Here is a 25,138-nt window from a genome sequence, read left to right as displayed (position 1 = left end):
TCCTTAGACAGCAAAGTAATGCTCACCTATCTTTACAATAACTGTACGATAAAAAACCCATCTTGAGGAAGCAGTATCAGGATTATAATAATAAATAGCACCATTACTAGGGTCCCATCCCTCCAGAGCCAGTTCTACTGCATTATAAGCAGCTCTATTTGGTGTTAACCAGAATTGACCATCATGAACTGCAGTAAACTGCCATGGTTGAAAGATTACTTTTTCAACTGTATCCGGAAATAGTGGATGGAGTACTCTATTAAGTACAACAGCTGCAATAGCAACCTGCCCTTCAAACGGCTCCCCTCTAGCTTCAGAATAAACTGCTCGGGCTAGCAATTCTTTTTCATAATCTGTAACATCAACCTTCTGATAGCCTTTATCTGGTTGGCTTACAGGAATGTGTAATCTTTGTCCAATAAATAAATAATCAGATATCAAATTATTGATGGCCTTAATTTCGGCTATTGTAGTATAAAATTTTCTAGCAATTTTATAAAGGGTATCCCCTGCTCTAACTTCATAGGTATAATTTTTATCGATATCATTTACAGGGATGGTTAATTGCTGTCCAATTAAAAGATAATCATTTTTAAGATTATTGTGTTCTTTAATTTCTTTGACAGATATATCATATCGTCTGCCAATTTGATAAAGAGTATCGCCTGGTTTTACAGTATAACTAACATAAGTTTTTTCTGAAGGTATTTTTAATTTCTGTCCAATGATTAAATAATCATGTGTGAGATTATTTATCTTTTTAAGTTCATCAATTGTGGTATCAAACCTATTGGCAATCTTATATAAGCTGTCACCGGATTCAACATAATACAAGGTATAATTCTCATTGCTTGTTTCAACATACCCCATAATCTCAACCAAAGGGTGTTCTGCTAACTTGTTAATTAAGTCTTCCTCTGTTATACTATCATTTAAGATTGTTCTAAGTATCTCACCTGCCTCTTCTATACTTAAATTATCATAGCTTTCTGCCTGTCCATTAACATTAAACACTAGTATTAATAATAAAATAATAAATAAGACCTGATATTTCCTTTTTCCCAAGATCTTCCCCTCCTTATATTTAGATACGACATTATTATACAGGATGTATGATGATAACACAAAAGAAACTTTTGTTATTTTATAATATCTTACATAAGGCTTATTTTATTAAACATTTTTTATTAAAGAGTCTGTTCGAAAAGCCCCTGCTTATATCCCGATGATTATACACCCCTTCACTCACTGCCCTCTTCTATTATAAACGCATTGTTGAGGCCAGTACTAACGAATCGACTTGTGTCGCAATGGTAGTACCTTAACTCGACTTCCGGGATATATAATCACCTAAAACAATTCTTTTTGAACACACACTTAAAATAAAAATAGAAAATTATATTTACTAGCAGATAATTATTATATATAATAAAACATATCATTTTAAAGATATTAAGTTATAGAAAGGATCTGATACGATGGTGGGTATAAAACGAAGGTCGATTCAGGAGGTATATATCGAAGAGATAAATTATCCAGGGATTGGTGTAGGGTATTTAGATAATAAAAAAATTCGGATAAAACATGCCCTTCCCGGCCAAAAGGTTAAGGTTAAAATCCACAAAAAGAAAAAAGATTATTATATAGGCAGATTACTTGAGGTGATTAAGAGATCAAGTAAAGAAATTAAAGAAAAATGTAATCATTTTAAATCCTGCGGTGGCTGTAATCAGCAGACCCTCCCCTATGATATCCAGCTTATTGAAAAAGAGAAACAAATGAAAAAACTATTTAAAGCTAAAGGGATAGATAATTTTCAAGGCCTATTACCCAGTCCCCGTATTTTTGAATATAGAAATAAAATGGAGTTTAGTTTTGGAGATTTAGAGAAAGACGGTTTATTACAACTTGGTCTTCACCCCAGGGGAAGAAGATTTGATGTTATTACAGTAGATAGTTGTGTTCTGGTAGATAGTGATTTCAGGGCAATCCTGTCATTAATAATTGAATATATGAGAAAACATAAGTTGAAGAGGTATCATGTAAAAAACCGCCAAGGATTTCTACGTAATTTAGTAATTAGAAAGGGATTAAAAACTGGTGAAATACTGGTTAATCTTATAACCACCTCTCAGCTCAAACATGATTTTAGTCAACTTAGTAAAGAGCTTAAAATGTTGCCGCTTCAGGGGGAATTAGTTGGTTTTTTACAGACCATCAATGATGACTATGCTGATGCAGTCAAATGTGATAGACTAATAATCCATTATGGTAGGGATTTTTATTTTGAGGAATTATTAAATTTGAGATTTAAAATAAAACCATTTTCCTTTTTTCAACCAAATACCTATGCGGCAGAGGTCCTTTATAAGGTAGTGAAAGATTTTTTAGGAGATGGTAAAAATAAATTTGTTTTTGACCTTTACTGTGGTACAGGAAGTATTTCCCAGGTGATAGCTGAAGATGTTAATAAAGTAATAGGGATTGAAATAATAGAAGAGGCTGTTGAAATGGCTAGAGAGAATTTGAAAATTAATAAGATAAAAAACTGCAGTTTTATAAATGGTGATGTTCAGGAAAAACTATTTGAATTAAAAGAAGTACCTGATTTGATTATTGTTGACCCCCCAAGACCAGGTATACACCCTGCTGCCCTAAATAAAATAATAGAATATGGCTGTCATGAACTGATTTATGTTTCCTGTAATCCCAGGACACTTGTCAGGGATTTAAATATAATGCAGGACAGTGGTTATACGGTTAATAGATTTAAGTGTGTAGATATGTTTCCACATACTAACCATATAGAATCAGTTGCCTATCTTAGCAAGTAGGATTTTCATCAAGTTCTTCTTCTCCAGCAGCTGATTTGATTTCTTCCAGCTGGAATATACTAAGTTTCTCTTCCATATCCTGGAGGTGCTTTATTAGTTTATTATTAATACTTTCATCAATTGTTACCGTGTTTTTTTTAATTGCCTTAATTAAACCTAAAAATAAGTTTTTTTCAGGTGAGGAATTATTTGTGTCAATATTATTTAATAAATAGTCTATTAATACACTTTTAAATATATCTAATCGATAATCTAGATTCCAGAAACGCAGTATGATATTGCTTAATAAAGCGAAAATAATACTAAGGGTCATTATTATTAAGGCTGGTTTTAAAGAAAATAGTAGAGTGCTTAGACTAGTAAAAAGGTCATTTAAACCAGTCACCCCCTCCAGGTTAAGATTGGTAATTCCAAATAAAATTATTATAAAACTACTAAATAACCCTGTTAGAATAAAAATATAATCACTCTGTTTAAGTATCTCCTTGCTATGTAATAAACAACTTTTTTTACGTGCCAAGAATGAATCAACATAAGCCTCCGGATTTATTAGCTGATAATCTTTATTATGAACAGTACTTTTATAATCATTTATTAAATTTAATAAAAACTTGTCTTCTGTTAATTTATCTTCCTCCATTTTTTTGACCATAAGCTTTAACCTGCGGCTAATCCTGAGGCTAAGGATAAATTCGAGGAAAAAAAACAAAAGCATAATAGATGTTATAATAATCAGACAGGGGTGATTGCTGTAATAGCTATAAATTGATTTTAATAATTCTAAACCAGTCATAAAATTTCTCCCTTTTCACAGTATATTTATTATTTCTGTATATTTTAAGATATTCCTGCCTGAAAGGGATTAGTAGTAAGCCAGGTTTTATAAATAGTGACTTTTTAACCATGTGATGATATCATTAGATTCATAGAGTGGTTTGTTATCGATAAACAGACAGGGAACCTGGTCTTTCCTTCCAATCTCCAGGAGTTCTTTCTTTGCGTTGTCATCCTGCCTGGTGTTTTTAAACTCAATCTTATCATTCAAACCATTTTTTTCAATAAATTTCAACACCTTTCTACAAAATGGACAACTTGGAAAGTAATAAAGTGTTAAATTTTCCATGATATATTCTCCTTTCTTTTTTGACAATTCCAAAGGTCGACAAATATATTTACTTCCAAGAAAACTATGTGATTTAGAAATTGTGGATAACTTTAAAGGCAGACAAATATATTTGTCTGGCTAATAGTTTATTATTAACTATGTGTAATAAATAGTTGACTTAAGAAAGCTGATATATTTGATTAAGTCTGGGTGGCGAAGCCATTTTGTTCATAAAAGGATTAATTTGTTTTTTGTTGAATATATAATAAAGAACTAAATAAAGGTGGACTGATAATGAGATACTTACAGGCAGTTAAGGCTTTTGAAAAATATCTCCATGTTGAAAAAGGATATTCTAAATTAACAATTAAAGAATATATTGGAGATTTAAAACTTTTTTATAAGTATTTACTTGATAAAATGGATTTTGATAAAGAAATATTACTAAAAGACATATCAAAATATGAAATCTCCGAATTCCTTGGAGATATTATACTACTTAATAATAATGCACCATCTACCAGGAATAGAAAACTATATTCAATACGTTCATTTTATAAATTTCTTCATAAATATGAGTATGTTAATAATAATCCGGCAGTCGATATTGAATCAAGCAGGACTGCAACCCGGGCTGAACCCATCTATATGAAACTAGATGATGCTCGTAAATATGTTGAGGCAATAAAAAATTATAATAGCATTAATCAAAAAAGGGATCTGGCCATAGTGAAATTATTCCTCTATGCTGGTTTAAGGGTCTCAGAACTGGTAAACCTTAATCTGGCCAACATTGATTTTGAAAATGAATCAATTAAATTTTTTGGTAAGGGGAATAAAGAACGAAATCTTCCCCTACATAATGATATAATAATGGCCATAGATAATTATCTACCTGAAAGGAATAAAATAAAAATTAAAGATCAAACAGCTATTAATGCCTTGTTTATCTCCCGTCATGGCAAACGAATTAGTGTCAGGACGATACAACTACTGGTAAAAAAATATGCAAAACTGGCTGGTGTAAAAAACTATAAAAAGATAACCCCACATAAATTACGGCATACCTTTGCTTCGATTTTATATTATCAGACTAAAGATATCAAGATAGTTCAAGATTTACTGGGACATTCTGATATATCAACAACCCAGATATATACCCATACAGATATAGAGGAAAAGAAAAAGGCCATTGATGAGCTGCCAGATTTCTAAATGGTACTTTCTTTATCAGCTGATTGATAGTCTATCTCTTCTTTCTCTATAAGTTTGTAATTTCCTGCTAATACCTCCTGATTCACAGTCTTAATCCTATGTCGATAAATCTGTTGATACGCAGTAATTATGATTTTATTTTTTCAACAGTAAACTTAAAAAAAGCCTTTCGGCTTAAGTATGATCAAGTAATATATATCTGTATTAATCTAGAAATAAAGATGGTGGTGAGAGACAGAATCGAACTGTCGACACGTGGATTTTCAGTCCACTGCTCTACCAACTGAGCTATCTCACCATTTTGGAAGTAAGGGGTCAGAGGTCGGATGTAAGAAACCAAAGACTAATACTTCTAAAGATTATTACAAAATGAAGAGGATTTGAAAGTTGTTAGTAAGTAAGGTTGTGCAAAATGTATTTGCATACAATCTTATCTCCGACTTCCTACATCCTACTTCTGTTTTGGTTGCACCATAGGCACTACGTATCTAAATAAACCATACAAGAACATTATGGTTGCACCACAGGCACTCCATATTTAACTAAAATCATACAAGAAAATAATGGTTGCGGGGGCCGGATTTGAACCGACGGCCTCCAGGTTATGAGCCTGACGAGCTACCAGACTGCTCTACCCCGCGCTATTATATTGGTGAGCCATGGAGGAATCGAACCTCCGACACCCTGATTAAAAGTCAGGTGCTCTACCGACTGAGCTAATGGCCCTGCTTTATTACAACGATTACTATCTTACCATCTTTGTTTTTTTTTGTCAAGGCTTTTTAAGTAATTATATCAATTTTCCCTTCAAAAAGTTCTGCAATTGACTGTAATTCCTTTTCTGAAGCCTTTTTAATATTTTTCAAGGTACCGATTCTATCCAGACTATTGAGCTGTACCCGGTCAGGCTTAATCTTCTTTATTACCTCTTTAAATTTTACAAGTTCATCATTATTATCGTTTATTCCAGGAATAATAAAGATTTCTAGCCAGATCTGATTACTAAAATTACTGCGCAATTTAATTAAACCATCAATGACATCATCTATAAAAATGTTTTTAAGGGGTCTATTTATTTTTATAAAGGTCTCCTGTGTTACTCCATCAAGAGATGGTATGATTAAATCCACTCTTTCAACTTCTTCTATTACACTCCTGTCTATAAAATGAATCCCGTTTGTTAATAAGGCTATTTTATAATCATAATTATCTTTAAGATAATTAATGATTCTTTTTATTCCATTATGTAAAAGGGGTTCACCTGAACCAGAAAATGTGATATAATCAATTTCCGGTTTATTAATAAGATATCTATCCAGTTCATTAATTACATCCTTTGTTGGTACATACTCCTCTCTTCGGGCTGTCAGATTATTGGTCTTACCACATTCACAATAAATGCAGTCAAGTGAACAGGTTTTATAGGGAACAAGGTCTATTCCCAGGGAATTTCCTAATCTTCTTGATAAAACAGGCCCAAAAATATATTTTAACTTCATTAACATATCCCTTCCTTCTGCTATAATCTCTTATGCTCTATAATTTGCTCATATTAAGTATTATATCAAAATAACACCGTTTTTCATATTTAAAACAAAAAATAATTTTATAAAAGCAGGATTTTTTTAAAAAAAGTAGAATAATACAATATATAGTATCATTAATTTTAAATAACACAATATATTGTTTTGGGAGGTTTTTTATGATTGAATTTATTAAGAAACGTGATGGTCGGAAGGTTGATTTTGATGAAAAAAAGATTGAAAATGCAGTATTAAAAGCAACAAAAGCTGTTGGGCAGGATAATAAAGAAATAAGCAGAGAAATAACCCAGGAAGTACTCTCATATTTAAACATATTTTACAAAGATGGTGGTATACCAAATGTTGAACAAATACAGGATTTAGTCGAAAAGATACTTATTGAAAAAGGCTATGCTGATATTGCCAAGGCATATATTTTATACAGGGAACAGCATGCAGAATTAAGGGATACCAAAAAATTATTTAGTGATGCTATGAATGTAATCAGCAGTTATCTGGATAAAAGCAACTGGAAGGTAAATGAAAATAGTAATATGGGTTTTTCCTTACAGGGGCTTAATAACCATATTTCCTCTGAAATAACTAGTCAATACTGGTTAAACAAAATATATCCAAAGGAAATACGTGATCTACATAGTAATGGGGATCTACATATACATGACCTGAGTAATTTATCAGTCTATTGTTGTGGTTGGGACTTACATGATTTATTATTAACCGGTTTTGGTGGGGTGGCTACCAAAGTAGAGAGTAAACCCCCTCGCCATTTCAGGACTGCTCTGGGACAGATTGTTAATTTCTTTTATACCTTACAGGGAGAAGCTGCTGGCGCCCAGGCATTTGCTAATTTTGATACTTATCTAGCCCCTTTTATTTATTATGATAATTTAGCTTATAATGAAGTAAAGCAGTGTATTCAGGAATTTATATATAATATGAATGTACCGACAAGGGTTGGTTTTCAAACTCCTTTTACCAATATAACTATGGATCTTCAACCCTCACCTGCTATTGCTGATCAACCGGCAATTATTGGAGGTAAGCCTGTTGATAAGACTCTAGGAGATTTTCAGGATGAAATGGATATGCTTAATAAGGCCTTTGCAGAAGTAATGCTGGAAGGTGATGCCAAAGGGAGGGTGTTTTCTTTTCCAATTCCAACTTATAATATTACAGCTGATTTTAACTGGGATAATGAACTCTATGAACCAATCTGGGAAATGACAGCGAAATATGGTATCCCCTATTTTTCAAACTTCATTAATTCCGACATGAGCCCTGAAGATGCCCGTTCTATGTGCTGTCGATTAAGGTTGGATAACCGTGAATTAAGAAAACGTGGTGGTGGTCTCTTCGGTGCTAATCCAATGACCGGGAGTATTGGTGTTGTTACCTTAAATCTACCCAGGATTGGCTATCTTGCTAGTAGTGAAAAAGATTTTATTGATAGGGTAGCCCATTTAATGGATGTAGCACGTGATAGCCTGGAGATAAAGAGAAAAATCCTGGAGAGATTTACACAAACAGGGTTGTATCCATACTCACAATTTTACTTAAGGGATATAAAACAGCGTTTTGGTGATTACTGGCAAAATCATTTTAATACAATTGGTATCAATGGAATGAATGAAGCCCTGATTAATTTTATGGATAAAGATATTGGAAGTACTGCTGGTCTGGAATTTGCCTCCAGGGTAATGGCCTATATGAGGGAAAGAATGGTAAGTTATCAGGAAGACACAGGGAATATGTACAATTTAGAAGCAACCCCTGCTGAAGGAACTTCATATAGGTTTGCTAAACTTGATAAAGAGAGGTTTGGCAGTAGTATTATAGCCGCTAATGAAGATAGGGTATCCAGTGAAGGGGCAAACCCTTATTATACAAATTCTACCCATTTACCTGTTGCTTATACAGATGATATTTTTACAGCCCTAGAACTACAGGATGAATTACAGACAAAATATACTGGTGGAACTGTTTTACACGGCTTTTTAGGAGAACACCTGCCATCAACTGGAAGTACTAAATTGCTAGTTAAAAGAATTGCCGAAAACTTTAAGTTACCTTATTATACTATTACACCAACCTTTAGTATATGTCCTGTTCATGGTTATCTGCCTGGTGAACATGAATACTGTCCAAAATGTGATGCTGAACAGGGTTATTCTAAAGCAGAAACCAGGGTTTCTGTATGAAAATCAGCGGGATACAGAAAACAAGTTTAATTGACTACCCGGGTTATATAAGTACTATCATCTTCACACAGGGATGTAATTACCGCTGTCCTTATTGTCATAACCCATCATTAATTGCCCCTGATAGTAATGAAGAAAGTTATTTGTCTGTTAATAAAGTCATGTCTTTTCTTAAAAAAAGAAAGGGTCTGATTGATGCTCTCAGCATAACTGGTGGTGAACCGACTATTCAAGCTGATTTAAAAGAATTTATCACTGAGATAAGGACACTGGGGCTTAAAATAAAACTGGATACAAATGGTAGCAAACCAGGGATATTAGAAACCTTAATTCAAGCAGGTATATTAGATTATATTGCTATGGATATTAAGTCATCACTTGATAAGTATCCTAAGACTACTGGTAGTAAGTTTGATTTTCTTAGCAGTATAAGAAAAAGCATTAATATTATTCAAAAAAGCGGGCTTGACTATGAGTTCAGAACAACAGTTGTCCCTGGTTTCCATGAAAATGAAGATTTTAAGGATATTGGTCTGTTAATTGAAGGTGCTGAAAAATATTATATACAAAACTTCAAGGCTGATATATGCTATAATTCTAAATTAATGGGAATAACAAGCTTTCCCTTATATAAATTAGAGGATTTTCAAAAAACAATAGCACCTTATGTTCAAAAGGTATATATCAGAGAATAAAAAATATTTTAGACGTCCTATGTCAAGTGAAAGTCAAGTGAAAATTAAAAAAAATAGGGAGGTGATTAATAATGCAGAGACAAAAATGTGAAATATATTCCAGAGTTGTTGGATTTCTGACCCCTATTTCTCAATGGAATAAAGGTAAAAAAGAAGAATTTAAGGATCGTAGGACATATGATAAAATATTAGACCAAAATAATTAAATAAAAAAGAGCCGATCGGCTCTTTTTTTATTTAAGGTAAGAAATTTAATGGATTAACTGTTTTTTCATTATTATATATTCGAAAATCAAGATGTGGTCCTGTACTGGTCCCGGTACTACCAGATAGAGCAATAACCTGTCCGACTGTTACTTTAGCACCTGTTCTTACCAATAATCTTGAATTATGGGCATAAAGTGTTCTAATATTATTACCATGGTCAATAATAATAGTCTTACCAAAGCCGTTATAATAACCACTCTGTACTATTTTTCCACCGGCAGCTGCATATATTTTAGTGCCTAGTGGTATAGCTATATCAATACCACCATGGAAGTGTCTTGTTTTTCTGATAGGATGAATTCTATATCCATATCCAGAAGATATTCTGCCTAAAACAGGCCAGATTAAAGCACCCTTTGTTAATTTAAAGGGTTCATTATTATTTGCTTTGTTATATGGTATAACAATAGTCTGGCCAATTACTATCAGGTCTGTTGTTAATTTATTGGCCAATTTAATTGTTTGTATATCAACACCATACCTTTTAGATATGGTATACAGGCTGTCCCCCCGTTCTACCACATGGTAGATCGTAGAATAAAGTTTATTATCATCTCCACCACCTATACCGGTCTTGGGAATAATTAATTCCTGATTTATAGTTATTAAATCAGATTTTAAGTTGTTGATTCTCTTAATATCAGCTATAGATACATTATAGTTAACAGCAATTGTTGATAAAGTATCACCTTTTTTTACTGTATAGTTTATATTTTTGCATACTTCTTTTAATAATTTAAAGGTATTATCACCGACAACACCATCTACCTTAAGTCCGTTATTATACTGAAAATCCTTAACAATAATTTTAGTCTGATTTCCATATATTCCATCAACACTGACATCATAACCAAGGTTAAATAAATACTGCTGTACTTCCTTGACCCCTGTCCCCCTGTCCCCTAATTCTGTTTTAAAGGCATGAACATGAAAAAAAATTGCTGATTGTAAAGTTAAAAATATAAGTAATATAAAGACCAATGACCTCTTTTTCATAACTTTCCTCCCAGAATAAATAATCTAATCATAATAGAGTTCTACATGATAAGCTAAAAGTCCTCCTTATATAATAAAATTATATAATTTTATTTCTTAAAAAGCCTATATTTTCATTAATTATTTCTCAATAAACCGTTATTTACTAAAGATGGGAAATTGAGTTGGCGCAACCCTTCATATAATATAATAGCCACAGAGTTTGCTAGATTAAGTGAACGAAGCTCATTTCCCATCGGTATACGAATAGTATAATCAAGATATTTTTTTAACAAAGACTCCGGTAGACCAGCTGTTTCTTTACCAAATACTAGAAAATCATTATTTTTATAGATAACCTGATCATAGCTTTGAGGTGCTTTGGTACTGGCAAAATAAAAGGAGCTATCATTATAATCAGCGATTAAATCAAAAATAGAATCATAGTAATATACATCTACTTTGTCCCAGTAATCCAGACCAGCCCTTTTAAGGTATTTATCCTCTGTTGAGAAACCCAGGGGCTTTACCAGATATAAACTACTATTAGTAACTGCACATGTTCTGGCTATATTACCAGTATTCTGTGGTATTTCAGGTTCTACAAGTACAATATTCATTACTATTCCTCCCTTTCCTCCTCTATTCAACCTCTACTATTAAACCATCATAAGCAAGAAATATATTCTCAGGTAGTTCTCTGGATACCTTATTATGTTCAATTTCATGTGAAAGATGTGTCAGATAGGCTCTGGATACATTGAGTTTTTTAATAGTCTTAATTGCCTGTTCAATATTCATATGTGTAGAATGAGGTCGGTATCTTAAGGCACCCAGTATGATAAGGTCAATCCCTTTAAGCTGCTTAAAGGTTGCTTCTGGAATAAAACTACAATCAGTTATATAAGCCATGTTTTCAATCCTGTAGCCGTAGATATCCAGTTTGCCATGCTTTACTGGTAGTGGATAAACCTCTTTATCTTTAATTAAAAAATTAGAGTTAATTGTAATAAGCCTTACATCAGGTATACCCCCACCTTGCTGTATATTGTGATTAATATAAGGAAAAACAGTTTTTATTTCTTTAATAGTATAATTGTTGCCATAACAGGGCATTGTTTTATTATTAATCATGTTTAAAGCACGAATATCATCAAAGCCCATCAGATGGTCAGCATGTGGATGAGTATATAATACTGCATCAACCTGAGAAATATTATTTTTAAGTAGTCCAAGGCGTAATTCAGGTGGTGTGTCAATAAGTAGGTTCAAATCATCAAATTGTATATAAACAGAAGAACGATTTCTCTTATTTTTTGGATCATCTGACAGACAGATATCACAATTACAACCAATTAGAGGAACCCCATGTGAGGTCCCTGTTCCTAAAAAAGTGATTTTCAAAAAATCAACCCCACTCTTTATTATATATAAGAAATTTTATAAGAGTGAGATATATTTGTCAAATTTTTATTTAACCAGGTAATAACAAAAGTCTATCTCATCATTTCCCTTTTCCTGTAAGATATTTTTCAATTCAAAACTAATCTCCGTACTGGTTTCAAATTTGTTTTTATTAATTAAAAAACGTCTCATTATGGCCTGACTGGCTGTGGACTCTGGGTGTAATCTAATAAAATTAATTATTTCATCTATTTTTTTTTCAGTCTTCATCTTAACCCCTTTCAAATTTTGAATCCATTATTAAGATATCTTTTATTGAGGTATTGCAGTGGATTGCAGTGTTTATTATTAATCCTTATTTCAAAATGGAGGTGTGGACCTGTAGAAGTACCACTATTACCACTTAAGGCAATTACTTTACCCTGCTTTACCCGATCACCTTTATTAACTTTAAGAAGCAGATTGTGACCATAGTATGTCTTGCTATTGTCTTGATGTCTAATAATAACAAGTTTTCCATAACCACCTGCCTGACTGCTGAATTCAACAATACCATCTTCAGCTGCATAAACTGGTGTCCCATATGGGACAGCTATATCTAAACCTGTATGGAATTCTCTTTTTTTCCTTATAGGGTGAATCCGCCAGCCATATTCAGAGGATATCCTACCTTGTACAGGCCAGATATAATTGATACTCTTTGCACGTGAAGCAAGTTGATACCTTGTCCTATCATTTGTAACCGGAATGATTAATTTCTGTCCAGTATAGATTATACCTGGTTTAGTAATACGGTTTAGATTAATTATTTGTTGGAGTTTAACTTTGAAAGATTGGGCTATTTTCCAGAGTGAATCACCTGATTTTACTGTATATTTTATCCCTTCTGACGGAATACGTATTTTTTCTCCCACTAATATCAAATCTGGATTTTTTATATTGTTTATTTTGATTATTTCTTCTGTTTTAATATTAAAGCTATTAGCAATAAGTGATAAGGTATCCCCCTTTTTTATGGTATATGTAGTATAGGTATTTGCCAGAACAAGTGTAGACATTAAGCAGATCAAAAGCAAAATCATTATAATGTGTAGCTTATAGTCCATAATTATAACCCCCATCACAAAATATGTTACACTCTGTATTTTTACCAGTTTATAATATTATATACAAAAAGTCCGGTTTTTACACCGGACTTTTTCCTGGATGAAGAACAAAATGGCTTCGCCACCCAGACTTAATCACTAATTATTAATTTTTTCTTAGAACCACTTTTCACTCAAAGTTAACTACTTATCATAAACCAGACCAATATATTTACTGGACGACTCTAGAAATTGGCTGGAGGCATGGAACTTGGCCTCGATGGCCTGATACTGACTCGACCATGCGTTATAAAAAGAAGAGTCAGTGAGCCGGAAGACAATTTCTCGACAGTAAACGAAGGCAGGACGCCATAGTGCACGACAAGGTAAGTAAATATATTGGTCGGCCTTTAAAATTATCCACAATCTTAAAATCATATAATTCTTGGCTGATTAAGAAAAATTAAACTTTAATTGTATTATCAATCCTTAATAAACCTGTTCTCCTTAGAAAATCAGCAATCCTTTTATAAACCAGAAATGTTACCATAGAATTTGTCAGGGCTTTTATAAGATTAAATGGTAGTATAAAGGGTAAGATCATTGATAAAACCTGTTTATAATCAACCCCCATAAAGATAGGTGTTATAACTAGATTGGCAGGCACCATAATAGCTACCATAGCTAGTGTGCCAGCAATTAGCCCCTTAACAGCACCTTTTTTATTATGACTTTTATGATAGATATAAGCTGCGACTCCAACTAATGCCCCAGTAGATAAAAAGTGCATCAATGCCCCATAAATTCCATCACCTACAAAGGCTGCCATTATAATTGAATTTATTAAAGTTGATATTAAGGCAGCAACAGGACCGAAAAGAAAACCAATGATTAGAATTGGAATATCGCCTGGATCATATAGTAAAAAAGGCATTGGAGGGTAAGGAATTTTAATTAACAGCATAAGGATCAATGATAAAGCAGTCAACACTCCAACATTAGCAATTTTTTTTACATCCATATTATCTTCCTCCTGAATTAAATTTTCTTCAGAGCAGATAATTTAAAGCTCAAAGATAAAAAATACCCTGGTTCCCCAGGGCATAAAAATATTCTTCTTTCATCCGGACTATACCGTCGGTACTGGAATTTCACCAGTTCAGCATCTGCTCGTGGACTATAACCACCGGTCAGGAATTGGGATAAGTTTTATCCTTCACCTTGCCCTGAAGATAATATATAAGTTTACTAATATTATAAACCACTGCAAGATAATTTGCAAGTAAAATTAATATTTCTTTATTACCTTAGTGTTTTTATAAAAATGTTTAAGAATATTTTCATAAGAATAACTTTGCTCGGCCATACCTGCTGCAGCAGTTTGATCCATACCTACATTATGCCCCCAGCCACCACCAAAAAAGAGAACAGCTGTAATTACTCCATTTTCATCATAAATTTTATCAATAAAAAATCTATTGCTTTTCAAACCACCGAAACTCCCCCTGATGCTGTCCTTTTTTACTCTAATTTCTTTATCATTATCTCCAATGATTAATATACTCTGTATACTGCCTCCTATACTTCTGCCTTCTGGAATTATATTAATTAATTCTGTTAAATTATACCTTTCCTTAAAATAGTCAACCGGCATATATTTGACCCAGCGGTAAACATTGCTGCCTATATATTTAGCTACCCCGGAGAAGGAAGAAGGATTATCAATTAACCACTCTTCTAATTGATAGGGTTCCAATGGAAATGAATAGTTTTCTTCCATCATATTATTAGCCCCCTTGAGATAGGGCAAACTGTTACCCCAGACATCAGCACTACTCTCAGAATAACCACCACTATTACTACTGAAAACAGCGTCAACAATTTGGTTATTATAGTTTATAACCTCTCCTTTAGTAGTAAGGACTGCTTCAGTAGTCCTAGTATTCTCACTCTTGACACCATTGTAAGCAGCACAGTGAACAGTAGCACAGAGGTCATATCCCTGTCGACTGTGCCTGCCCAGATGAACCAGGGCATAGCTCCTTGCTGCTATAGCCTGGGCCTTTAAAGCCTCCATAGGCCAGCTAGCAGGCATTTCTGCTGGAACTACTGATAAGAGATATTCCTCTAAATTAATATTATTAATTACTGTGAGTAAATCATTATCTTTAGATAAAATTTCTAGTTCCCCACGATACTGTCTATCTTCATTACCAGCCCAGAAATATCCTTTTCCAAAACTAATGTCATATAAATCAAAAGTATAATGGTCATCACTTAATTTTAACAATAATTTATCTGTCTTAAAATTACTAAGAATCTCTCCATCACTATAAATTTCAAATTTATCATTTTTATGTTTTAGGGTATATTCCTTTTTAGCCTGACCATTAAAAACGGCCTGATCATTATTAAATACTTTAAAATTAGTTCCAGCCTGGAAGGTAATATTTTCAGCCTTTTCAATTAAACCAACCCTTATGAGTGGAATATCTGCTGTATCAGTAATGGGTTCAACAATAGACCAGTTTATACTTGTACGTGTCCTGTTTTTTTCTTCCTTTTCTAATTCAATTAATTCTGGATGTATTTCCTCTAATTTATCAATTTTATCACTGGCCAGAGTAGGTTTATTATTAGTGGATAAACTACGCTTCCAGTAATAGTAAGAGTTACTGACTTCACTTAATTGCTCATAGAGCTCAGCCAGTTCTGGATAGATATAAGACAAACTATAATCATAACGCAGGGCCTTTTTATACATTGTAATGGCATCATGATATTGTCCCTTTTCTTTATGTATACCAGCTAATTCCACATAATTAATCGTAGTTTTAGGAGATACATTAATCCCCTTTTCAAAAAAATCTTTCGCTAATTCCAGGTCTTTATTTTTTACTGAGATTAAACCAAGATAATAATTAATAATTGCTAATTCTTTTTCAGAAAAGACTTCTTGATATTCACTGGCCAGTTTATTTAAGATATCAGCAGCCTGTTCATAATTGCCTACTTGAAAATAACTTAAACCAAGTCTATAGTTCCATTTCTTATCATCACTGAGATTAACTATTTTTTCTAAACTAGTTATACTTTCCTTAAGATTACCTAATTCCTTATTTATAAAATAAATATTCTTTAAAGCAGTAAGATTATTACTTTCCTTCAAATTAATAGCCTGATACAGCTCTTCTGCCTTAATAATTTTTCCTGCATAGTAGGCATCTCTGGCCTGAGCAAATAAAATATCTGTGTCTATTTCTTTAAACCCAGTTTTTTTTTGAATCTCTGTGGTAACCTGACCTGCATTAATAACATAATAGTGTATTGTTGAAAAAGAAATACTTGCTAAAACACCTATAACAAAAAGTATTAGATATGTTTTTTTATTCATTAATTAGTCTCCTCCTGTATAAGAATACCTAGTATATTAATTCTATAGTCAGACAGTATAATCCTCTTTCTTTAAAATGGTATCTTTTTATTATTTATGCAGGAATTTTTCTCTCGATCCAGAATTATTAAACTAATGTAAATTTTAACCTTGCCTTGTCTATTCTCACTAAGGAAGGGGGTATAAAATGGATAAGGAAAGGTATACCACATCAGAAGCAGCCAGTATTTTAAATGTAGCACCTTCAACACTCAGATACTGGGAATCAGAACTAGAAAACTTTTTAGATATACCAAGAAACAATAATGGATATCGGCAATATACAGAAAATAATATTGCTACCCTACAAAAAATCAGGACTTACCTTTATGAACAGAAATATTCAATCAAACAGGTGCGTGAAATATTAAATTTAGAGGAAAGCAAACAGGATATTGCTGCTGCCCTTGTTGGTGAAACCGATGAAAGGCTTAGTTCCCTTGTTTCAGTTCTACTGGATAGAATTACAGACGTTGAAGATGGTATTAAGGAACTAAAAAAAGGACAAAATACTCTAAAACAGGAATACCTGCAGGCAGTTAAACTTTTGAATATAACATCAGAAAGACGTGACCGGGAACTTATTCAGGAGATCAGAAAACGCTTAGACCAGAAGAAAGAACAGCACAATAGTCTCTTAAAAAGACTACTCCCCTGGACTAAAAATAATGACTGAATAAAAGGGCTCCCTTATTGTAATTTACAATCCGGGAGCCTTGTCGTTAACTTGACCAGTAATTACAGCAGCTCACTAGCTATTCTGGCCAGTTCAGAGCGTTCTCCCTTGACCAATGTAATATGTCCTGCAATAGATTCATTATGGAATTTATGGGCCAGGAGTGTTAAGCCATTAGTGTGTTTGTCAAGATAGGGATTATCAATTTGATATGGATCACCTGTCAGAACAATCTTGGTATTCTTTCCTGCCCTGGTTATAATAGTCTTCACTTCATGTGCTGTCAGATTTTGGGCTTCATCTATAATAATAAATTGATTTGGAACCGATCTACCCCTGATATATGTTAAGGCCTCTATCTGAATCAGATTCTTTTCTACCAGGTAATCAAAAGAAAAACTACTATCATTACTCTGATTCAAAATAAAATCCAGGTTATCAAATATTGGCTGCATCCAGGGTTGTAATTTCTCTTCCTTTGTTCCAGGCAGAAAACCAATATCATTCCCCATAGGTATAACTGGTCTAGCTACCAGTAATCTTTTATAGGCCTCTTCATCAGTAACCTTTGACAGGCCGACAGCTAAAGCCAGTAATGTTTTGCCAGTACCTGCTTTACCCAGAAGGGTAACCAGTTTTATATCTTCATTTAAAAGGAGTTCCAGGGCAAATCTCTGTTCCTTATTACGGGGTTTAATCCCCCAGGGGCTGGCCTTGGAAAATAAAAACGGTACAATTTGTTCACCATTAAACCTGGCAAGGGCTGATTTCCCTTTCTGATCAACTGCAATCAAATGTACCATCTCTTGGGGATATATTTTTTTATCAATATTTTTAAATTCCTTCAGTTCCAGGGCATTATTCTGGTAGAACCTATCTATTAATTCAGCAGGAACCTTAATTTCATGGCTTCCGGTATAAATCTCATCATCATTTAGGCGGTTAGAGCGGTATTGTTCTGCTTTTAATCCAAAGGCATCTGCAATTAAACGTAAATTAATATCATTAGTCACCAGAATTACCTTTTGATCAGGATTTTCTTTCTGAATATAAAAAGCAGTACTTAAGATCCGATTATCTTTTTTGGCTGCATTTAATCCCTCAGGGGGATCAAAATCCTTACCATTAATCTCTATACGTAAATTACCCCCATTTTCTAATTTCACACCACAGTCCAGTCTTCCCTGTTCCCTGAGATTATCTAATATTCTTGAAGTCTCCCTGGCATTATGCCCAATCGATGATGTCTTTGTCTTTTGATCATCAATTTCTTCCAGGACAGCCAGTGGTAAAATTACTTGATTTTCTTCAAAGGCAAAAATTGCCCTGGGGTCGTCAAGCAGTACATTTGTATCCAGCACATATATTTTCACTTAACTCACCTGCCTACTTTTATTATAAAGCTTCTATATTTAATATTTCGCTAAGTAAAGACATATTCCTTCAAATATGTAACAAATAATCCTTTAATTCCTCTAAGATACTATAATTATTATTTTTTATTCCTCCCATAGAGATCTCAGGTTTCAGTTTGCCGTGAAAATCACTACCAGCAGTAATTATTAAGCTATTATCTTTACCTATCTGTTCAAACTCATTTATCTCATTTTGTTTATGATAACTGCTGTATGCCTCTATACCAACTAAGCCTTCAGCAATCAATTCTTTAAGTGCAGTCAGATCATTTTCATTTTGATAGTTAAATGAATAGCCAGGATGAGCCAGGACAGGTATTCCTCCTAATCCTTTGATGAGTTTAATAACCTGCTTACTACTAATACTTTTAAAATGAACATAGGCTGCTTTACCCCTACTAAAAAAATCAAGATGAAAATTGAAATATGGCTGTTTGCTTTTTTCCCCAGTTAAATATGGTTTTAGTAGTGGATGATTAAAATTTTTCTTGTTTTTTAGTAATGCCTCAGCTATCACAACACCAACAGGAAGGTCTACAGCATAGTCTAATACCTGCTGGTAATCAATATCAAATCCCAGTTCAGTTAATTTCGTTACACGTTTCTGGGCTAACCCATAATAAAGACTATTTAGTTCTGTCAGTAAATTATTTAATTTATCATCATTAATATCAAAATAATAACCCAAAATATGGATAGAATACTTTCTGAATTGACTGTCTATTTCTATCCCAGGTACAACCTCGATTCCCAGGTGTTTTCCAGCAGCTATTGCCTCACTTATTCCAGCTACAGTATTATGATCAGTCAAGGCTACTGCTGTAAGGTTATTTTCTTTGGCGATTTCTAGTAATTTACAGGGGTGAAACTCACCATCACTACTGTAGATTGAGTGCATATGTAGATCAATTTTTTTGTTTTTTTTCATACTAATAACACCCCTTATTTAGATGAATTATAATACTCACAATAGTCCTGTAAAAAACATTTGTTACAATGGGGATTTCTGGCTTTACAAATCCTACGGCCGAGGAATATTAACCAGTGATGCAGATCACTCCATTTTTCTTCAGGTATTATATTCATTAATTGTTTTTCAACTTCCACTACTTTATCTGTCTTAACAAGTCCTAACCGATTTGCTACCCTAAAGACATGTGTATCAACCGCAATTGCATTTTTTTGAAAGGCAGAGGCCAAGATTACATTGGCAGTTTTACGTCCAACCCCTGGCAATCTCATTAATTCCTTTCTTGTATCTGGTACCTTACCTTTAAATTCTTTCAGGATCAGCTGGCTGCTTTCAATAATAAATTTACTTTTATTGCGATATAAACCAATACTATTGATTTCCTGAGCCAGTTCATCCTTTTTCATTTCCGCAAAATCCCCTGGCTGATTATACTTTTTAAAGAGTCTCTTTGTTACCTTATTTACCTGTTTATCAGTTGACTGAGCAGATAATATCGTAGCAAGCAGGAGTTCAAAAGGGCTTGAGTAATTTAATTCTGTTACAGGCTTCGGCCATTTCTCTTCCATTAACATAATTATTTTAGTAACTTTTCTGACATTCATTGCTATACTCCTTAATTAATTATTTTAGATTAAAATTCTAATTTTTATTGTAAAAACCATAAATTATTATAACATATAAAGTGATTCAGATACAAAAAACACACTATAATTTAATATTATGGCTAATACAAAAAAGTATAGCAATTTATCAAGACTTTAAAATGATCTTACTAACTCTATATATACATAATCTTTCTCATCAAACCCGCCATATGAACTCCCATCTTCCCCGGAAAATATATAGGCCCCCAGTGTCATTGCAAGACCATCCCTTATTTCATAGTTAAATAAGGGGTTTATCAGACTGTCTCTGTCAGCCAGGTTATATATTCCATTTAATTCAATAGTCTTAAATTCAGTAAGCTCATACTCCAGAGATACAGTTAGGTTGTCAGTCCTATCTTTCCCTTCTTCTTTTTCACCAATCAGCTGGGTAATAATATACAATTCATCTGTAGCATTAAAATCAACCCCCAAGACATACTGAGAAAAAGGATTTTTTAATTGAAAATCCTTTTTTGTTTTAAAATAAGCTAACTCACCCCTGAAAACAAAACTACCAAAGTCTCTGGCCCAATCAGTTCCAAAGACATCAACCTGATAATATTCAGGCTTGAAAACTAATTGAACGTCTTCGATTATAGACTGGTCAGGCCAGGCTGGAGTCTTACTCCAGCCTCGAAAATAACTAAAAGAAAAATCAATTGAGCCAGCCCATTTAGAAGCCCTTACCCCTATTTCAGAATTCTCCAGACTATTTTCAGGTTCCTGTGGTTCAATTTCTAGACCTGCCGGCAAAGAAGACCAGCGACTACCGGCTTCAGGTAATTCAGCTGCTGTAAACAGGGGAGCCCAGATAAGATCGAATATCCAATCATCTTGATAATGTTTAGCCCTAACTGCATTTACAGCCAATTTATTGTCTTCACTGAAGGGATCTGTTAAATCTTCAGGATTAAAGTTATCAGTTGGATTGATACCATCAGTTTTACCCCAGGCAATATACTGTTTACCTATCCTTAAATCAGTAGACTGAAAATAAAACTCTCCATAAGCCTCTTCTAAACTAACATTAGGATCATCATCATCGTCTGTAATGTCTAAACTGGCCTTAAAAGCTGACATAGAACTATTATAATTTAAATCTAAACCAAGTGAATTAAACAATATAATATCATTCTCTCCCTGGAATTCTGCCTCCAGTCTCGAGACCCATTCTCCACTAAGTTCCAGGTCACTGCCATAAACATTAGTCCAGGAAAAAAACATAAAAAACAGCCAGCTCAATAGAATAGAAAATATTTTATCTTTCAAAACTAGATCACATCCTTATAGAGGACGGGTTAATTGTCTAACAGAAAAATAATCGTCTGTTAACCCTGTATCCACTTTAATATCTTTATATTTTAGACTGGTCCTGGACCCTTTCTGGTAAGTTTCCATCTCTAAATGAACCGGCATCCATACCTCTTCAGTAATTTGTTTTATTTCCAGTACATTAAGCCTTTTCAATACCTCATCCTTTTTATCATGAAATTCTGCCTTGATTAGAACAAAATTGTCTTTTCTCACCCAGGAAATCTTTCTAGCAAATTCCACATCTTTCTCTATTTCTTTTGTACGTGGAATAGATTCAACAATATAAACCTGCTGACCATCTATTTCTTCAGTACCAATAATGGTGTAAATATAATCTTCAACAGATTCTGAAATATCTTCATAACTAAAATCAGACCCCATAAAGGAACCACCTCTCTCATCTGATGATAGCCGGCGGGGCCGTCCCATGGCAGGTAAATATAGGTATTTTTCATCTGCCCCTTGCGGATTGTCTATACTTAAAAACCCTGTGCCTTTAACATCTGCCGGACTAAGAAAACGCATTATAGATTTTTCTATATCATCACTTTTATCTTTTTTTGAATATGACATTAGTTCCCTGACCCTTTTCTGCCCTGCTTTATTGATCATTACCATCTCCATCTCTGCCTGCATATCATCAACCAAGTTCATAATATTTGTTTTATCAATAATCTCCCTACCAGTCAATTCCTCTGCCTGAACCAGAACAGGTAACAACATTACAGACACCAGTAATATGATCATTAAAGATTTACATTTCATAATTTTCTTCCTCCCTGTTTGTAATTTTAAGATTTTCCCCAAAGGGTTTTACCAGCATAACAATTGCCGGAGTAATTAGCATATCTGCTGCTAGAGCAGCGAAAATACCTGCTGCTGAGAGAACTGCCATATGTCCCAGACTTGCCATTCTCGATAAAACAAAAATAGCAAAACCTAACATTAGAACAACACAGGCTGAAATCAAAGCTTTACCAATCTTACGGAAGGTTTCCTTATTTGCTTGATGGTAAGAACCTGTCACAAGATACTCTTCCTTAAAGTGAATGAAATAATGGACTGTGTCATCAACAGCAATACCGATAATCATCGGTGCAATCAGGACTGTAATAAAATCAAGAGAGTATTGTAATAAGCCCATTAATCCTGTAATCACCAGGACTGGAATTACATTGGGAATCATTGATAACAGTCCTAACTTTATTGATTTCAAGACTATTATCATTACCAGGGTAATAACCATTAAGGCTATAAAAATAGATAGCTTCTGTCCATCGACCAGTTTTGTCAAGGTTTTGAGCAGAATTGGCATATCACCCACTACTGTTACTTTAGTCCCTGACGGAAAATGCTGCTGACCATAGGTAATTACTTTTTCAAATTCCTGCAGGATTGAGCTCTTAAAATCGTTAACCTGTACTGAAATATGGGTTTTTTGATAATTAAAATCAACCAGATCTTCCAGGTCTTCTCCACCTGATATCTCATATAATAATAAATACTGAGCGAGCAGGTCATTGGAAGCTGGAATTTGATAAAAAGTCTCCTGGTTATTATTCATGGTCATATGTAATTCCTTGATTAAGTCAATTATTGAAGTCTGGGTTACTGTTGAATCAAATCGATTGATCATATCTGTTAGACCATCTATCTCTTTAAGTACTTCACTTTTTTTCACCATCCCTTCTTCTGGAAATTCCAGCAAAACATCGTAAGAATACAGGGCTCCCAGCCTTTCTGTAATATAATTAGCATTTTTAACAAAATCCACATCTTTACCTAAAACCTGTAACATATCACTGTTAATTGGCATTTTAAAAGAATAAAAAACAACAAAAATTACCACAATTATTGACAATCCTACTGTAACTCTTATATTTCTGACTACAAAATCAGCCCATTTTTCCATAGCTTTCCGAAAAATTTTTTGATCACTTTTTTTACTATAATCTTTTTTTGGTAAAGTTCTACTCTTTCCTATAGAAAAAATTAGCGGAACAACAATCATCACTATCAGATAGGTTAAAAAAGTCCCTACTGCACAGGAAAACCCAACTATCTTGATGGGTTCCAGTGGTACAAATATAAATGAAATAAAACCAAGGGCGGTAGTTAAAGCAGTTATTAAAATAGGCCAGGTCGATTCCCGGTAAGCATATTTTATCGCCTTATAGTGAGAACCCTTTTCCAGACCATTTAAAAAATGGTTAATAACATGAATAGAATAACTAACCGAGATAACCAGAACCAATGTAGGTATAATCAAGGCCAGTATGGAAAGCTTAAGCTTTAGCCAACCCAATGTTCCAAAGAGGATTACCAGTGAAGACAAAACTACCAGAAAAATAGCAGCAACAGCTCTAAAGCTTCTGAAGAGTACGATCATTAATAGAGTTGCAGCAAGTAGTGCAATCAGGCCAAATTTAGTCCCTTCCTCAGTGACCATTCGATCAGTCTCATAATCCAATACAGGAACTCCGGTAGCAGTTGTTTTTATCTTACTATCACTATGCCGGGCTAAAATAACCTTTAAAGCTGGGGCAATCAGCTTTCTAGGGTCTGCCACTTTATTTAAACCAAGCTGATGTTTAGTATACAGGTTTTCATCCATCAATACTTCTTGAGGTGAATAATCGGCCTGGTCCAGTTGGGAAAAGTTTTTACCAACCGGGGCATAAATTATTTCCGGTATTTCCTGAAAGGTAACAATAATCCCGGTTTTTTGGCAATCTTCCGTAATTATTTTACCTACATATGTTTTTTTAGCTAAAATCTTATTTTTCAAGTCATTTAGTGTTTCTTGCTCAGTAGGTACTATTTCTTTAATCAGGTCATCAATTATTAATCTATCACCTTCTGTTTCGATATAATCCAGATTAGCTAGTGAAGTAACTTCATCTACAAAGGGTAAGTTATCTTCCAGGTCTTCGGTTAGTTCTTTAATATACTGCAAAACATTATGACTAAAAATTTCATCACTTTCTACCAGAATGAAAACAAACTCATCATTACCAAAAATTTCTTTAAACTTATCGTTTTTTATAACTACCGGGTCATTTTCAGGTAAAAAAGCATCATTTGATGAATCAAATTCAAGTTTCTGCATTCCCAAAAAACCCAGTATTGTTAAGCCGAATAAAAGCAATAATATTAAATATTTATACTTAATGATAATATTAAAGCCAAAATCAGCAAAAAAATCTTTTAATTGTTTTTTTCTCATATCTTTCAACTCCAATCCACCTTCCAATTTAATTTTTAACTAACCAGATAGTTATTGTTATAAAAAAAATTTCTTTTATTTTAGTACTATTAGTTTTATCACCCCTCTTTTTAACTAACCATTTGGTTAAAT

The 25,138-nt window shown here is 33.5% G+C and carries 23 protein-coding genes, 3 tRNA genes and 1 riboswitch; of the genes, 6 read left to right on the top strand and 20 right to left on the bottom strand.

Annotated elements, in window-relative coordinates:
- Positions 1 to 3: 3 nt before the first annotated feature.
- A complete protein-coding gene (locus D7D81_RS12760) occupies positions 4 to 1,065 on the bottom strand; it encodes a LysM peptidoglycan-binding domain-containing protein (RefSeq protein ID WP_125990485.1) in 1,062 nt (353 codons plus the stop codon).
- 413 nt (positions 1,066 to 1,478) lie between these two features.
- Between D7D81_RS12760 and rlmD the strand changes: the two genes are divergently transcribed.
- Positions 1,479 to 2,834, top strand: a complete 1,356-nt coding sequence (rlmD, locus tag D7D81_RS12755; protein WP_125990484.1) for a 23S rRNA (uracil(1939)-C(5))-methyltransferase RlmD — start codon at positions 1,479 to 1,481, stop codon at positions 2,832 to 2,834.
- Here the strand turns inward: rlmD and D7D81_RS12750 are convergent.
- Together D7D81_RS12750 and D7D81_RS12745 are read right to left on the bottom strand one after the other, a co-directional pair.
- Complete coding sequence (locus tag D7D81_RS12750; protein WP_125990483.1) at positions 2,824 to 3,627, bottom strand: hypothetical protein; 804 nt, start codon at positions 3,625 to 3,627, stop codon at positions 2,824 to 2,826. The two genes, rlmD and D7D81_RS12750, sit on opposite strands and share 11 nt — an antisense overlap.
- 87 nt (positions 3,628 to 3,714) lie before the next feature.
- Positions 3,715 to 3,957, bottom strand: a complete 243-nt coding sequence (locus D7D81_RS12745; protein ID WP_125992144.1) for a glutaredoxin family protein — start codon at positions 3,955 to 3,957, stop codon at positions 3,715 to 3,717.
- 276 nt (positions 3,958 to 4,233) lie between these two features.
- On the opposite strand from D7D81_RS12745, the gene D7D81_RS12740 reads away from it, so the two are divergent.
- Positions 4,234 to 5,154: a tyrosine-type recombinase/integrase gene (locus D7D81_RS12740; protein WP_125990482.1), complete on the top strand. Its 921-nt coding sequence runs from the start codon at positions 4,234 to 4,236 to the stop codon at positions 5,152 to 5,154.
- Between the two features lie 222 nt (positions 5,155 to 5,376).
- Here D7D81_RS12740 and D7D81_RS12735 read toward each other — a convergent pair.
- The 4 genes from D7D81_RS12735 to D7D81_RS12720 form a co-directional block, all read right to left on the bottom strand.
- Positions 5,377 to 5,452, bottom strand: a tRNA-Phe gene (locus tag D7D81_RS12735).
- A gap of 266 nt (positions 5,453 to 5,718) precedes the next feature.
- A tRNA-Met gene (locus D7D81_RS12730) sits at positions 5,719 to 5,795 on the bottom strand.
- A gap of 9 nt (positions 5,796 to 5,804) precedes the next feature.
- A tRNA-Lys gene (locus D7D81_RS12725) sits at positions 5,805 to 5,880 on the bottom strand.
- A gap of 56 nt (positions 5,881 to 5,936) precedes the next feature.
- Entirely contained in the window at positions 5,937 to 6,659 is a 723-nt protein-coding gene (locus D7D81_RS12720; protein ID WP_286169673.1) for a radical SAM protein, read from the bottom strand.
- Positions 6,660 to 6,856: 197 nt separating this feature from the next.
- On the opposite strand from D7D81_RS12720, the gene D7D81_RS12715 reads away from it, so the two are divergent.
- From D7D81_RS12715 to nrdD, 3 genes are all read left to right on the top strand, one after another.
- The gene (locus D7D81_RS12715) at positions 6,857 to 8,896 is read left to right on the top strand and encodes a ribonucleoside triphosphate reductase (protein WP_125990481.1); all 2,040 of its coding nucleotides are present in this window, start codon (positions 6,857 to 6,859) and stop codon (positions 8,894 to 8,896) included.
- Positions 8,893 to 9,591, top strand: coding sequence for an anaerobic ribonucleoside-triphosphate reductase activating protein (locus D7D81_RS12710; RefSeq protein WP_125990480.1), 699 nt, complete (start codon positions 8,893 to 8,895; stop codon positions 9,589 to 9,591). The genes D7D81_RS12715 and D7D81_RS12710 overlap by 4 nt, the downstream gene beginning before the upstream one ends.
- A 71-nt stretch (positions 9,592 to 9,662) precedes the next feature.
- Complete coding sequence (nrdD, locus tag D7D81_RS12705) at positions 9,663 to 9,797, top strand: anaerobic ribonucleoside-triphosphate reductase (protein ID WP_125990479.1); 135 nt, start codon at positions 9,663 to 9,665, stop codon at positions 9,795 to 9,797.
- Between the two features lie 31 nt (positions 9,798 to 9,828).
- Here nrdD and D7D81_RS12700 read toward each other — a convergent pair whose 3' ends face one another.
- The 7 genes from D7D81_RS12700 to D7D81_RS12670 all read right to left on the bottom strand — a co-directional run bounded on the left by D7D81_RS12700 (position 9,829) and on the right by D7D81_RS12670 (position 16,716).
- Positions 9,829 to 10,854: a peptidoglycan DD-metalloendopeptidase family protein gene (locus tag D7D81_RS12700; RefSeq protein WP_125990478.1), complete on the bottom strand. Its 1,026-nt coding sequence runs from the start codon at positions 10,852 to 10,854 to the stop codon at positions 9,829 to 9,831.
- 116 nt (positions 10,855 to 10,970) lie between these two features.
- Complete coding sequence (gene trmL / locus D7D81_RS12695) at positions 10,971 to 11,453, bottom strand: tRNA (uridine(34)/cytosine(34)/5-carboxymethylaminomethyluridine(34)-2'-O)-methyltransferase TrmL (protein ID WP_205739213.1); 483 nt, start codon at positions 11,451 to 11,453, stop codon at positions 10,971 to 10,973.
- A 22-nt stretch (positions 11,454 to 11,475) separates the two neighbouring features.
- Positions 11,476 to 12,237 (bottom strand): MBL fold metallo-hydrolase, encoded by a 762-nt coding sequence (locus tag D7D81_RS12690; protein WP_125990477.1) that lies wholly within the window; start codon positions 12,235 to 12,237, stop codon positions 11,476 to 11,478.
- A 66-nt stretch (positions 12,238 to 12,303) separates the two neighbouring features.
- Positions 12,304 to 12,507 carry a hypothetical protein gene (locus tag D7D81_RS12685; protein WP_125990476.1) on the bottom strand — a complete coding sequence of 68 codons (204 nt, stop codon included), beginning with the start codon at positions 12,505 to 12,507 and terminating at the stop codon, positions 12,304 to 12,306.
- A gap of 11 nt (positions 12,508 to 12,518) precedes the next feature.
- Positions 12,519 to 13,343 carry a peptidoglycan DD-metalloendopeptidase family protein gene (locus D7D81_RS12680; RefSeq protein ID WP_164522250.1) on the bottom strand — a complete coding sequence of 275 codons (825 nt, stop codon included), beginning with the start codon at positions 13,341 to 13,343 and terminating at the stop codon, positions 12,519 to 12,521.
- A gap of 442 nt (positions 13,344 to 13,785) precedes the next feature.
- Positions 13,786 to 14,343: an ECF transporter S component gene (locus D7D81_RS12675; RefSeq protein ID WP_125990474.1), complete on the bottom strand. Its 558-nt coding sequence runs from the start codon at positions 14,341 to 14,343 to the stop codon at positions 13,786 to 13,788.
- An 87-nt stretch (positions 14,344 to 14,430) separates the two neighbouring features.
- Positions 14,431 to 14,560: riboswitch (FMN riboswitch) on the bottom strand.
- Between the two features lie 50 nt (positions 14,561 to 14,610).
- Positions 14,611 to 16,716, bottom strand: coding sequence for a SpoIID/LytB domain-containing protein (locus tag D7D81_RS12670; RefSeq protein WP_125990473.1), 2,106 nt, complete (start codon positions 16,714 to 16,716; stop codon positions 14,611 to 14,613).
- A gap of 187 nt (positions 16,717 to 16,903) precedes the next feature.
- Between D7D81_RS12670 and D7D81_RS12665 the strand changes: the two genes are divergently transcribed.
- Positions 16,904 to 17,431, top strand: a complete 528-nt coding sequence (locus tag D7D81_RS12665; protein WP_125990472.1) for a MerR family transcriptional regulator — start codon at positions 16,904 to 16,906, stop codon at positions 17,429 to 17,431.
- A gap of 62 nt (positions 17,432 to 17,493) precedes the next feature.
- On the opposite strand, the gene D7D81_RS12660 is transcribed toward D7D81_RS12665, so the two are convergent.
- The 6 genes from D7D81_RS12660 to D7D81_RS12635 all read right to left on the bottom strand — a co-directional run bounded on the left by D7D81_RS12660 (position 17,494) and on the right by D7D81_RS12635 (position 25,006).
- Positions 17,494 to 18,804, bottom strand: a complete 1,311-nt coding sequence (locus tag D7D81_RS12660) for a PhoH family protein (RefSeq protein ID WP_125990471.1) — start codon at positions 18,802 to 18,804, stop codon at positions 17,494 to 17,496.
- Positions 18,805 to 18,874: 70 nt separating this feature from the next.
- Entirely contained in the window at positions 18,875 to 19,774 is a 900-nt protein-coding gene (locus D7D81_RS12655; protein WP_125990470.1) for a PHP domain-containing protein, read from the bottom strand.
- Between the two features lie 14 nt (positions 19,775 to 19,788).
- Positions 19,789 to 20,421, bottom strand: coding sequence for an endonuclease III (nth, locus tag D7D81_RS12650; RefSeq protein WP_125990469.1), 633 nt, complete (start codon positions 20,419 to 20,421; stop codon positions 19,789 to 19,791).
- Between the two features lie 156 nt (positions 20,422 to 20,577).
- Positions 20,578 to 21,735 (bottom strand): DUF1302 family protein, encoded by a 1,158-nt coding sequence (locus tag D7D81_RS12645; RefSeq protein WP_125990468.1) that lies wholly within the window; start codon positions 21,733 to 21,735, stop codon positions 20,578 to 20,580.
- Positions 21,736 to 21,750: 15 nt separating this feature from the next.
- Positions 21,751 to 22,545 (bottom strand): outer membrane lipoprotein-sorting protein, encoded by a 795-nt coding sequence (locus D7D81_RS12640; protein ID WP_125990467.1) that lies wholly within the window; start codon positions 22,543 to 22,545, stop codon positions 21,751 to 21,753.
- A complete protein-coding gene (locus D7D81_RS12635; protein WP_286170402.1) occupies positions 22,535 to 25,006 on the bottom strand; it encodes an efflux RND transporter permease subunit in 2,472 nt (823 codons plus the stop codon). The genes D7D81_RS12640 and D7D81_RS12635 overlap by 11 nt, the downstream gene beginning before the upstream one ends.
- Positions 25,007 to 25,138 lie beyond the last annotated feature (132 nt).

Source organism: Halocella sp. SP3-1, from assembly GCF_003953885.1.
GTDB lineage: Bacteria > Bacillota > Halanaerobiia > Halanaerobiales > DTU029 > Iocasia > Iocasia fonsfrigidae.
This window is presented reverse-complemented; position numbering and strand designations above follow the sequence as displayed.